Genomic DNA, 11,565 nt, shown 5'->3' on the forward strand with positions numbered 1-11,565 from the left:
GGGTCGGTGACTGGGTGCTCTTCGCGCCGATGCGCATGGAGGCCCGCGCGTTGCGCCGTGCCCTGCCGGCCGGCGCGCCGCTGCGGCGTACCGGTCGCGGGTTGTCCCGGGCCACCCGTGCCGCCGCCGGCTACGGCGGCACCTCGGCGCTCGCGGTGGCCGGCATCGCCGGCGGGCTCGACCCGGCGCTGCGTCCCGGCGACGTCGTGGTCGCCACCGAGGTACGCCGGGACGGCCGGACCGGCGACGAGCGTCTGCCCTGCCCGTCGGCGCCGATGCTCGCCGCGACGCTGCGCCGGCAGGGGCTGACCGTCCACCTCGGTCCGGTGGTGAGCAGCGACCGTCTGGTCGACGGCGCCGACCGGGCCCGGCTTGCCGCCACCGGCGCGCTCGCCGTGGACACCGAGTCCGCCGCACTGCTCGCCGGGCCGCCGGACCGCCCGACCGCCTGCGTACGGGTGATCGCCGACGTGGCACCGGAGCCGCTGTTCCGGCCCGCCACCCTGGGGCGGATATCGACCGCGCTGCGGGCGCTGACCCGGGTCGGCCCGGGCCTGGCGGAGTGGGCCGGGGCGACCAGCCTCGAACAGGTCGTGCTGGCCGCACCCCGGTCGTTCTGCGCCGGGGTGGAACGGGCGATCACGGTGGTGGAGCAGGCCCTGGACCGGCACGGCCCACCGGTGTACGTACGTAAGCAGATCGTGCACAACACCCACGTCATCGACGACCTGAGCCGGCGCGGCGCGGTCTTCGTGGACGAGTTGACCGAGGTGCCCGACGGTGCGGTCACCGTCTTCTCGGCGCACGGTGTCTCCGCCGAGGTACGCCGCACCGCCGCCGCCCGAGGGCTGCCGGTGATCGACGCGACCTGCCCGCTGGTGACGAAGGTGCACAACGAGGCCCGCCGGTACGCCGGACAGGGCCGGACCGTGCTGTTGATCGGTCACGCCGGGCACGAGGAGACCGAGGGCACGCTCGGTGAGGTGCCGGGACGGGTGACTCTGGTGCAGAGCCCCGGGGAGGCGGAGCGGGTCGAGGTCGTCGACCCCGAGCGGGTCTCCTACCTGGTCCAGACCACGCTCGCGGTCGACGAGGTGAGCGGGGTGCTGGATGTGCTGCGCCGCCGCTTCCCGGCACTGACCGGCCCCTCCTCGGACGACATCTGCTATGCCACGACCAACCGCCAGGTCGCGCTGCGGGCGATCGCCGCCGAAGCGGACCTGGTGCTGGTCCTCGGATCGGCCAACTCCTCCAACTCGTTACGTCTGGTGGAGGTGGCGAGGCGCGCCGGTACCCCGGCCCACCTGGTCGACGACGTCCGCGCGGTGGATCTGCGCTGGCTCGCCGGCATCCGCACGGTCGGTGTCACCGCGGGTGCCTCGGCGCCGCCGTACCTGGTCGACCAGACCGTGGCGGCGCTCGTCGGGCTCGGCGCGCGGGCCGTACGGGAACGTACGACCAGCACCGAAGAAGTGCATTTCACCCTGCCAAAGGAGAAACGTCCGCGATGAGTATGCCGTTGCGTCAGAGCATCCGAGTCGGCCGCTATCTGATCGGGCAGAAGCTGCGCCGCAAGCATTATTTCCCGCTGCTGGTGGAGTTGGAGCCGCTCTTCGCCTGCAACCTCGCCTGCGCCGGCTGCGGGAAGATCCAGCATCCGGCCGACGTGCTGAAGCGGCGGATGCCGGTGGAACAGGCGGTCGGCGCGGTGATGGAGTCCGGGGCGCCGATGGTCTCCATCGCCGGTGGCGAGCCCCTCATGCATCCGCAGATCGACGTGATCGTCAACGAGCTGGTCAAGCGCCGCAAGTACGTCATCCTCTGCACCAACGCGGCGCTGATGACCAAGAAGCTGGACAAGTTCCGGCCCTCGCCGTACTTCTCGTGGGCGGTGCACATCGACGGCCTGAAGGAACGGCACGACGCCTCGGTCTGCAAGGACGGCGTCTTCGACCAGGCGGTGGAGGCGGTCAAGGAGGCCAAGCGGCGGGGCTTCCGGGTCACCAGCAACACCACGTTCTTCTCCACCGACACCCCGCAGACGGTGATCGAGGTGCTCGACTACCTCAACGACGACCTCGCCGTCGACCAGATGATGCTCTCCCCGGCGTACGCGTATGACAAGGCGCCGGACCAGGAGCACTTCCTCGGGGTGACGGAGACCCGGTCGATGTTCCGCAAGGCGTTCGCGGACGGGCGGCGGCGCAAGTGGCGGCTCAACCATTCGCCGCTCTTCCTGGACTTCCTGGAGGGCAAGGTCGACTTTCCGTGCACCGCCTGGGCGATCCCGTCGTACTCGCTCTTCGGCTGGCAGCGCCCCTGCTACCTGATGAACGACGGTTACGCCAAGACGTACAAGGAGTTGGTCGAAACCACCGACTGGGCGAGCTACGGCCGGGGCAAGGACTCCCGTTGTGCCAACTGCATGGCCCACTGCGGCTACGAGCCCACCGCCGTGCTGGCCACCATGAACTCCCTCACCCAGTCCATCCGCGCCCTCCGCTCCGCCAACTAACCCCACCGGATACGCCCTAGATCGGTGGGGGGAGAGAGTGGGGGTCAGCCCCAGCGGCCGGAGAGGTGGCGGTAGGTGCGGGGGAGGGCCGCGCGGATCGCCACCGGAAGGTACAACCAGCGCGGCAGGTACGCCTCGGGGCGACCGGCGAACATGGCGGTGAGCAGCGCGGCGGAGGCCCGTTCGGCCGTGACCGGGCGGGGGGAGCGGCGGTCGTAGGGGCGACCCCGGCGTACGAAGAACGGGGTGTCCACCACCGCCGGCACCAGTTCGGTGATGACGATCCCGCGCCCGGCGGTCTCGTGTCGCAGGCTGTCGGCGAAGACGCTCAGCCCGGCCTTGGTCGCCGAGTAGACGGCTTCGTCGCGTACTCCGAGCCGGCCGGCGATCGAGCCGACGAAGCCGAGGTGGCCGCGTCCGCGCGCCAGCATGTCCGGGAGTACGGCCCGGGTCAGCAGGAGCGGTGCGGTCAGGTTGAGTGCCACCATCCGGGCGATCTCGGGCTCGTCCATGCCGGTGAACGAGCCGGCCCAGCCCTGCCCCGCGTTGTTCAGCAGCACGTCGACCCGTCCCGCCTCGGTCAGGACCCGGTCGGCCAGTTCGGCGGCTCCGGCCGGTTCGGTGAGGTCGCCGATCACCGCCGTACCGCCGATCCGGTCTGCCATTTCGGTGAGTTTGGCGGCGTCGCGGCCGGCGAGGAAGACGCGGGCGCCAGCGCCGGCCAACTGCCGGGCCGCAGCCGCGCCGATGCCCGACGAACCACCGGTGACCAGCGCTGTTGCGCCATCGATGCGAAAAACTCCCATCCCGGTAGTGTCGCCGCTGCGCGTCTCGAAGGCCGGCAGACCGGACAAACTCGATCCCGGTGGCGTCGTCGTCCGTCGATGTCCTGCCCCTAGGGGTATGCACCGCGTGTGGAGCGTCAGCCCCTATTGCCGTTCCTGAGCGGGACTGATTAGCTACACCGAGCTATGGCACAAAAACCTCCAAGCATAAATAAATGGCGTGCCCTATGTGAGTTCACCACTGATCCGGAAGAACAGGATATGTGCTGCTCAAAGGCCCTCCGATGAACCGGCCAGGTGGACTGCGACGTCGCGTCGCCCGGTGGCTCGACCCGACCGCCGACACCACCCTCGACGCCGCACCGACGGACGGCGCCGCGTCCGCCCGACCCGCCTCCGCCCTCGATCGGCATCCGGCCGGACCGCACGTCACGGCCGCGCAGGCATGGCCGGCGCTCTGCGAGCAGTTCGCGCTCCGCATCCTGGCCGCCGCTTACCAGACCGGCGGGCAACTCGCCGAGGTCGAGGCGGACGAGCAGGACCCCGGCCGGTTGGCGCAGTTCTACCGGATCGACCACGCCAACACCCGGATCCGCCGGCAGGCCGAGAATCTGCTGGTGCTCGCCGGGCGGCCGGTCGACGACGCCGGACGTCAGATCACCTCACTGATCGACGTGGTCCGGGCGGCGACGTCGGCGATCGAGCACTACCCCCGGGTACGCCTCGGCGTGATCGCCCACCTCGCCGTGGTCGACTTCGCCGCCGACGACGTGATCCGGGTGCTGACCGAGGTGCTCGACAACGCCACCAGGTTCTCCCCGCCCTCCATGCCCGTCACCGTCTCGGCCCACCTCACCGAGGCGGGCAGTGTGCTGCTACGGGTGGAGGACACCGGGCTGGGCTTCACCCACGGGCAACTCGGCGACCTCAACGCCATGCTGGCCAGCGCGGCACCGCTCGCCGTCGACCCGGCCAGCGCGAACCGGCTGGGGTTGCTGGTGGTGCAGCGGCTCGCCGCCGCGCACCGGATCGGCGTACGGCTCACCGCCCGTCCGGGGGGCGGCACCACGGCGACGGCGTTGCTCCCCGCGGGGCTGCTCTGCGAGATCCCCTCCTCGCACGACGCCCCGAACCCGCACGCCCTGTCGTCGACTCCGCCGGCCCGGCCCGTGGCGGCACTGCCCCCGAACCCGTCGCCCCGACCCGCCGCACCCCCGCCGCCCCGACCCGTCTCCCCGCCCGCCCCGCCCCGACCCGGTCAGACCCAGCCCGTCCAGGTTGTGCGGCCCAGCCTGGCCCAGCCCCCGTCCGCCCAGGCACCGTCCGCCCAGCCCCGTCTCACCCCGCCGGGATTCCCGCCGCACCAGCCGCCGCAGACGCACCAGCCGCTGCCGCTGCCGTCGCCGTCGCAGCACCAGCCGCCGCCGCAGCACCACCAGCCGTCGCGGCAGTCCGCCGACGGCCCGGCGCCTCGGGTCAACGGCAGCGCACCACCCCCGGTCGGGACCGGGTCGAGCCCGAACGGCCTGCCCCGGCGGGAACCGGCCAGCCTCCGCGGCGACCTGCCCGCCCCGCCTCCGGCACCGGCCGGCCCGACGGTCGGATCTGACCAGCTCGCCTGGCCGGACGAGACGTTCGACTTCGCCACCGGGTTCCACGACGGATTCGCGGCCGGTGCCCGCGACGGGCAGCCTCCACACCCCACCGACGAAGGACATCGTGATGACCAGCCCGCGCAGTGACCTGCCTCGCCCGTCGGCCGGAACCGAGACCCCACAGGATTTCGCATGGCTGCTCGGGAGGTTCGCGACCGAGACCGCAGGGGTGACGCACGCGCTGCTGGTCAGCCTGGACGGGCTGCAACTCGTCGGCTCGGAGACGGTCTCCCGCGACCTCGGCGACCAGTTGGCGGCGCTCACCTCCGGCCTGCTCAGCATGGCCGACCGCAGCGCCGCCCTGCTCGACCTGGGACTCTCCGAATATCTCACCGTCCGCCTGCCCCGTGGGCACCTGCTCTTCATGCGGATGGGTGACTCGGCGGGTCTGGCGGTCGCCGCCACCAGTGGCTGCGACCTGCGGGTGGTCGCCTACCAGATGACGAAGTTCGTCGGCGCCGTCGGCCACCTGCTCAGCCCCCAGGTCCGTGGTGACCTACAGCGACGTACCGCCGCCGGCCAGCGCCTCGGCTGACCACCGCCGAGGCGGACGTCGCGTACGCGGGCCGCCTGCGGGTCACGCGCACCCGCACACCGAACCAGACCCCGACCGCGCACTCTCAAGGGAGCGATCGCCACCGTGGCTACCGCACATTGGAAGGTGCGACCCTACGTGCTGACCGGCGGCCGTACACGCACCCGGCAGCGCCTCTTCGTACACACCCTGATCTCGGTGCCGTACTACGACCCCCGGTTCGCCGCCGGGCTGCCGCCGGAGACGAGATCGCTCTACGACCGGGCCCGGCGTACCACCTCCGTCGCCGAACTCTCCGCGTACTCCGGGATGCCGCTCGGGGTGACGCGGGTGGTCATCGACGACCTCGCCACCACCAACCGGTTGCAGATCCACCCGGAGACCTACTCCTCCCCGTTCGATTCCCGGCTTCTGGAAAGACTCCGCGATGGCCTCCTACAACTCGCCTGAGCCGCCCCCCGTCACCTCGGCGAAAATCGTCGTCGCCGGTGGATTCGGGGTGGGGAAGACCACCTTCGTCGGGTCGATCTCGGAGATCCCACCGGTGAACACCGAGGCCTGGATGACCGCGGCCAGCGAACCGGTCGACCGACTCGACCCCGGCATCGACAAGACCACCACCACCGTCGCCATGGACTTCGGCCGCCGGACCGTCGCCGACGACCTGGTCCTCTACCTCTTCGGTACGCCGGGACAGGCCAGGTTCTGGCCGATGTGGGACGACCTGTGCCGGGGCGCCGTCGGCGCGTTGGTGCTGGTCGACACCCGTCGGCTCGACGTGTCGTTCGCGGCGGTCAACTACTTCGAACAGGACAGCAACGTGCCGTTCGTCGTCTGCGTCAACCTCTTCGACGGCCGGCTCACCCACCAGCTCACCGACGTACGACGCGCGCTCGCGCTGGACCCGAACGTGCCGGTGATCAGCTGCGACGCCCGGGACACCGGTTCGGTCGCGCGGGCACTGCTCACCGTCGTGGAACACACCATGCGCCGTACCGGCGGTCGCACGCCCGCCCACCGTCCCGCCGTACCCGTGGCCGGTCCCCGTCCCGCCGGCCCCGCCCCGGCCGCCGCCGGCCGATAGCCCCTACCACCCCTGGGAGAGAAAGACGATGCGGAAGATCCTGATCATCGGTGCCGGACAGTCCGGCCTGCAACTCGGACTCAGTTTGCTCGCCGAGGGCTACCAGGTGACGCTGATGTCGGCGCGAACCCCCGAAGAGATCCGCGAGGGCTGGGTGATGAGCACCCAGGCGATGTTCCACCAGGCGTTGCAGACCGAGCGGGCGTACGGGCTGAATCTCTGGGACGACCAGGCGCCGCAGATCGCCGGCTTCCACGTCTCACTCTCCGCACCCCCGGGGCAACGGGCCCTGAGCATCATCGCCCCCCTCGACGACCCGGCGCAGAGCACCGACCAACGGGTGAAGATGGCCGCCTGGCTGGAACTCTTCGAAGAGCGCGGCGGCATCGTGCACTACCAGGGGGTCACCACCGCCGACCTGGACGGGCTCACCCGGATCGGCCGGTACGACCTGACCGTGGTCGCCGCCGGCAAGGGCGAACTCGTCGGCGTCTTCGACCGCGACACCGCCCGCTCCCCGCACACCGCCCCGCAGCGTGGGCTGGCGGTCTCGTACGTGCACGGGTTGGCGCCCGACCCCCGGTTCCCGGCGCCGAACGTCGGCTTCAACGTCGTACCCGGGTTGGGGGAGTTGTTCGTGATCCCCGCCCTGACCTGCGGCGGTCCCTGCGACATCCTGTTCTGGGAGGCGGTCCCGGACGGCCCGCTGGACCTGTGGCAGGAGCGGCTCGACCCGGCCGAACAACTCAAACTCACCCTGGAGTTGGCCCGGCGCTACACCCCCTGGGTGTACGACCGCTGCGCCGAGGTCGAACTCACCGATGCCCGCGCCACCCTCTCGGGCCGGTACACCCCGACGGTCCGGCACCCCGTCGCCGAACTGCCGTCGGGTGGACTCGTCCTGGGCATGGCCGACGTGGTCATCGCCAACGATCCGATCACCGGGCAGGGCAGCAACACCGCCGCCAAGTGCGCCGCCGCGTACCTCGCGGCGATCGTCCGCCACGGCGACCAGCCGTTCGACCGGGCGTGGATGGAGCAGACCTTCGCCGATTTCTGGGAGCGGTCCGGGGCGCCGGTGACCGACTGGACCAACGCGATGCTGGCGCCCCTGCCCGAGCACGTACAGCAGATCCTCGGTACCGCGGTGGCCAACCAGACCGTCGCCCGCCGGTTCGCCAACGGTTTCTCCGACCCCTGCGACTACGCCAACTGGCTGATGGACCCGGCGAAGACCGCCGCCTACCTCGCCTCCGTCTGAGGAAGGAAGGGCCCCTTGTTATCGCTTTCTGTATAGGAAGGGTCCCTTCCTAACGCCGGCGGCGTGGGCGAGGCGGCGTGGGCGAGGCGGTGGGCGAGGCGACGGCGGCGTGGGGCAGCTCTGGAGCGGGGCGGGGGTTAGCGTGGTGTATGGAGACGATGCCGCTCACGCCGCCGTTCGGACCGGAACTTGTCGTCACCTCGGACGAGCGCCAGGTCCTGGAATCCTTTCTCGACTTCTACCGCCGGATCGTCGTGACCAAGCTGCACGACGTGTCCGACGCCGACGCCAAGCGTCGACTCGTCCCGTCCGAGACCACTCTCGCCGGGCTGCTGCGCCACCTGGCCGTGGCCGAACGCAACTGGTTCCAGCATCACCTTGCCGGGCGACCCACACCGCCCGGTGACGCCGACGGTGGCTGGTCGGTGGCGCACACCAGCATGGCCGAACTGCTCGACGACTACTCCCGAGAGTGTGTCCGCTCGCGGGAGACCGCCGCCGGTTACGCCCTCGACGACACCGGCAGCCATGAGCAGATGGGTGCGGTCTCGCTGCGCTGGATCTACGTACACATGATCGACGAGACCGCCCGGCACGCCGGTCACATCGACATCCTGCGGGAACTCACCGACGGCTCCACCGGAGTGTGGTGACGGCGCACGTCGTACGCCGCAGGCAGCGGTGCGAACGTTCGGTGGAGGAGCGGCGATGGGCATGACGTGGTGTGGGGCGGTGCGACCGGGCGCGGCTGCCGGCTGGATGTCCGGGTGGCTTTCGACGACCCGTGGTTGAACTACGTGCTGATCATCGCCGCGCCACCGGAGCGGATCGCCGAGGTGATGGTGCAGGACCCGGTCACTCCGGCCGTCGTCGAGCGGGTGGTCGGGGGCTGATATCGACGCGCCGTTGTTCCCCCGACGGTGACTGGCCGAGGGTTGGCGGCCCGACGCGGCGAGCGGTTCGGTGCGCTTCGCACCTGCTTCGGCCCGCGAACAGTCGTCGCCGGGTCGGAACGGGCGCGGCCGGGAGTTGGACGCGCTGGGGAGTTCAGCCGGTGCGGGAAAGCGCCCCCGGCGGACAGGGGCGGCGCCCCGGGGACGCGGGCGCACCACCCCTGTCCGCCGGCCGGCCGGGCCACGCTGCCCGGCCGGTCGGGGTCGATCCCCCGGATCAGTGCTGCGTGGTGGCCATGGGCCGGACCGCCGTGGCCGGGCGTGGATCGTCCAGCAGCCGGCGGGCGACCGCCACCACCCCGAGCGTGACGAGTACGGCGAAGCCGAGCAGTGCCAGCCGCGCACTGACCTGCTGCAATGCGATCCCGATCCCGATGACCGGTACGGACAGTCCGAGGTAGCCGGCGAGGAAGAGCCCGGCCAGCGCCTCCGCGCGGCTCTCCGGCGCGGAGAGGGCGACCGCGGTGCCGAGCGTGCCCTTGAACAGCGCCCCGGCCCCGACGCCGGTCAGTACTCCGCCGATCAGGAAGACGGTCAGGCTGGGCGTGGGCAGCCAGGCGGCGAGTACGAGCAGCCCGACGCCGGCCACCAGGCCGACCATGCCGACCGCCAGGCTGCGCCGGATCGACCAGTTGAGCGTGGTCAACTGGACCGCCACACCAGCGGCGAAGACCAGGAAGACCGCCGCGCCGGCGAGCGCCCGGGAGGGGTGGTGCAGGGTGCCGGCGAGGAACGTGCCGGAGAGTCCGACGAGCACGCCGAGACCGCCGTAGGCGAGGAACGCGCCGGCCAGCGCGGCGTAGAACCGACTCCGGGCGGCGGCCGGCACCGAGATTCGCTGCGGCCGGTAGCGGGGGCGAGGGTTCGGCAGTTCCCGACTGTCCGGGGAGAGCAGTACGCCGACCAGGGCCAGTGCCAGTGCGACCAGCAGCACCACGTACGGCAGTCGTAGCGGGTGGGGGGCGTACTCGGCGAGCAGGCCGGCGATCAGTGGGCCGAGCCCGAGGCCGCCGAGGTTGGCGACGGATGCGACGAGTTGTGCCCGCCGGGGTGTGGCCTCCGGGCGGTGGACGCGGTGCAGTTCCGCCAGCCAGACCGTCGCGGTGGCCGCCACCACCCCGACGGCCATGCCGCCGAGCACCCGGGCGACGACGAGGCCGGGCAGCTCCGGCCAGAGCAGGAAGACGAGGGCGCTGAGGGCGCTGACCGCCACCGCCGGGGCGAGTACGCGACGCCGGCCGTGCCAGTCGGAGATGTGCCCGGCGGTGAAGAGGCTGACCAGCACCCCGGCGGCGTAGGCCGAGTAGATCAGCGTGATCGTGAACGTGGAGAAGTGGTCCTGTTGCTGGTAGAGCGGGTACAACGGGGACGGCAGGGTGCCGAGCGCCATGATTGCCAGGAAGGCGAGCGCGACCGCCCAGAAACCTCGGCCGTGGGCGCGTGCCGACGGCCCGGCGCTGAGGTTCGTGCTGGTGGAGGACATGTTCGGAGCACCTCGTCTGAAGCGGTGTGAGTCGACTCCGATCCTGGTCCGGTAAGTAATCGCCCGCCACGAAGAAAACTTCTATCGATTATCTTGATCCGTGATAAACACGGAGGATGGAACTCCGGCACCTCGCCACCTTCACCGCCGTCGCCGAAGAGGGCAGCTTCACCCGGGCCGCCGACCGGCTCCGGGTGGTCCAGTCCGCCGTCTCGGCTGCCGTACGCAACCTCGAACGGGAACTGGGCGTGCCGCTCTTCGAACGGACCACGCACCGGGTCCAGCTCACCGACGCCGGCCGGCTGCTGCTGCCCGAGGCGCGCCGTACGCTCGCCGCCGCAGCCGCCGCCCGCGAGGTGGTCGACCAGCTCCGAGGTGGCCTTCGCGGGACCGTACGGCTGGGAATGATGCAGGCCCAGCGCGCCTCGGCGGTGAGCGTGGCCCGCCTCCTCGCCGAGTTCCGGGCGGAACACCCCGGCGTCGAGGTGGAACTGCGGGTCGGAGCCAGCGCGGCACACGCGGCTGACCTACGCAGCGGACGGCTCGACCTGGCGTACCTGGCGCTGCCGAGCGGGTCGGCCGCCGGGCTGGACCTGCTCCCGCTGGACGCCCAGAACATGCCGCTGGTCTGTACCTCCGACCATCCGCTCGCCGACCGCGCCGAGGTCGAACTGGGTGACCTGGCCGAGGAGACGTTCGTCGACACCCCACCCGACTGGGGCAACCGGATCGCCACCGACCGCGCCTTCGCCGCCGCCGAGGTGTCCCGCACCGTCCGCTACGAGGTCGGTGACCTGGGCAGCCTCATCGACTTCGTACGGCACCGACTCGCCATCGCCTTCGTGCCACCGAGCGCCATCGTCAGGGATGTCGGGCTGCGCCTGATACCCGTACGGCACGGGCCGGTCTTCCGTACCTCGATCGCCGCCCCGGCCGATCGGCGTCTCGGCGCCCCCGCCCGTGCCCTGCTCGCCACCGCCCAACGTCAGGCCAGCGCCGATGCCCTGGCCACCGAACCGCCGTCGACTCCCCAGCCACCGGGCTGACCCGCCCGACCGGCTCCGACGGCGGGTACGCCGACGCGATCGTCCCGTAACCGCCGCCGTGTCCGAGTCGTGTCTGAGCCACAGGTTGCCATTCGTACCGGCTGTCTTCGTTGCGAGGTTTTTGGGCTTGATCAACAGGGTCTCGGGGCGTGGTCGGTGGAATGTTGGCGGGGGTGGGGTCGTTATACATCGCGTACGACCGGAGCAGCGCCGGGGCGTCCCGCCTCGTGAAGCCTGTGGCCTCGTAC

At 71.4% G+C, this 11,565-nt stretch carries 12 protein-coding genes and 1 pseudogene; 11 read left to right on the forward strand and 2 right to left on the reverse strand.

Annotation, left to right across the window (positions count from 1 at the left end; translation table 11 throughout):
* Nucleotides 1-35: 35 nt before the first annotated feature.
* The 3 genes and pseudogenes from ACIBF5_RS28325 to hpnH all read left to right on the forward strand — a co-directional run.
* Nucleotides 36-464: pseudogene (locus ACIBF5_RS28325) on the forward strand (4-hydroxy-3-methylbut-2-enyl diphosphate reductase); the annotation flags it as partial.
* 90 nt (nt 465-554) lie between these two features.
* Entirely contained in the window at nt 555-1,511 is a 957-nt protein-coding gene (gene ispH / locus ACIBF5_RS28330) for a 4-hydroxy-3-methylbut-2-enyl diphosphate reductase (protein WP_396815951.1), read from the forward strand.
* Nucleotides 1,508-2,515: an adenosyl-hopene transferase HpnH gene (hpnH, locus tag ACIBF5_RS28335; protein WP_396815937.1), complete on the forward strand. Its 1,008-nt coding sequence runs from the start codon at nt 1,508-1,510 to the stop codon at nt 2,513-2,515. The genes ispH and hpnH overlap by 4 nt, the downstream gene beginning before the upstream one ends.
* 44 nt (nt 2,516-2,559) lie before the next feature.
* On the opposite strand, the gene ACIBF5_RS28340 is transcribed toward hpnH, so the two are convergent.
* Nucleotides 2,560-3,321, reverse strand: coding sequence for an SDR family NAD(P)-dependent oxidoreductase (locus ACIBF5_RS28340; protein ID WP_396815938.1), 762 nt, complete (start codon nt 3,319-3,321; stop codon nt 2,560-2,562).
* Nucleotides 3,322-3,584: 263 nt separating this feature from the next.
* Here ACIBF5_RS28340 and ACIBF5_RS28345 point away from each other — a divergent pair, with 263 nt between their 5' ends.
* From ACIBF5_RS28345 to ACIBF5_RS28375, 7 genes are all read left to right on the forward strand, one after another.
* A complete protein-coding gene (locus ACIBF5_RS28345) occupies nt 3,585-5,042 on the forward strand; it encodes a sensor histidine kinase (RefSeq protein ID WP_396815939.1) in 1,458 nt (485 codons plus the stop codon).
* Nucleotides 5,023-5,490 carry a roadblock/LC7 domain-containing protein gene (locus ACIBF5_RS28350; protein ID WP_396815940.1) on the forward strand — a complete coding sequence of 156 codons (468 nt, stop codon included), beginning with the start codon at nt 5,023-5,025 and terminating at the stop codon, nt 5,488-5,490. Before ACIBF5_RS28345 ends, ACIBF5_RS28350 begins: the two co-directional genes overlap by 20 nt.
* 105 nt (nt 5,491-5,595) lie before the next feature.
* Nucleotides 5,596-5,940 carry a DUF742 domain-containing protein gene (locus ACIBF5_RS28355; RefSeq protein WP_121156629.1) on the forward strand — a complete coding sequence of 115 codons (345 nt, stop codon included), beginning with the start codon at nt 5,596-5,598 and terminating at the stop codon, nt 5,938-5,940.
* Entirely contained in the window at nt 5,918-6,574 is a 657-nt protein-coding gene (locus ACIBF5_RS28360; protein WP_396815941.1) for a GTP-binding protein, read from the forward strand. Before ACIBF5_RS28355 ends, ACIBF5_RS28360 begins: the two co-directional genes overlap by 23 nt.
* Before the next feature lie 28 nt (nt 6,575-6,602).
* Nucleotides 6,603-7,835 (forward strand): styrene monooxygenase/indole monooxygenase family protein, encoded by a 1,233-nt coding sequence (locus tag ACIBF5_RS28365; RefSeq protein WP_396815942.1) that lies wholly within the window; start codon nt 6,603-6,605, stop codon nt 7,833-7,835.
* A gap of 149 nt (nt 7,836-7,984) precedes the next feature.
* Nucleotides 7,985-8,488, forward strand: a complete 504-nt coding sequence (locus tag ACIBF5_RS28370) for a DinB family protein (RefSeq protein ID WP_396815943.1) — start codon at nt 7,985-7,987, stop codon at nt 8,486-8,488.
* A 114-nt stretch (nt 8,489-8,602) separates the two neighbouring features.
* On the forward strand, nt 8,603-8,728 hold the full coding sequence (locus ACIBF5_RS28375; RefSeq protein WP_396815944.1) for a hypothetical protein: 126 nt from the start codon (nt 8,603-8,605) through the stop codon (nt 8,726-8,728).
* Between the two features lie 277 nt (nt 8,729-9,005).
* Here the strand turns inward: ACIBF5_RS28375 and ACIBF5_RS28380 are convergent, their stop codons facing one another.
* Nucleotides 9,006-10,271, reverse strand: coding sequence for an MFS transporter (locus ACIBF5_RS28380; RefSeq protein ID WP_396815945.1), 1,266 nt, complete (start codon nt 10,269-10,271; stop codon nt 9,006-9,008).
* A gap of 116 nt (nt 10,272-10,387) precedes the next feature.
* Between ACIBF5_RS28380 and ACIBF5_RS28385 the strand changes: the two genes are divergently transcribed.
* Nucleotides 10,388-11,317, forward strand: a complete 930-nt coding sequence (locus ACIBF5_RS28385) for a LysR family transcriptional regulator (protein ID WP_396815946.1) — start codon at nt 10,388-10,390, stop codon at nt 11,315-11,317.
* Nucleotides 11,318-11,565 lie beyond the last annotated feature (248 nt).

Source organism: Micromonospora sp. NPDC050417 (assembly GCF_044458865.1).
Classification (GTDB): domain Bacteria; phylum Actinomycetota; class Actinomycetes; order Mycobacteriales; family Micromonosporaceae; genus Micromonospora_G.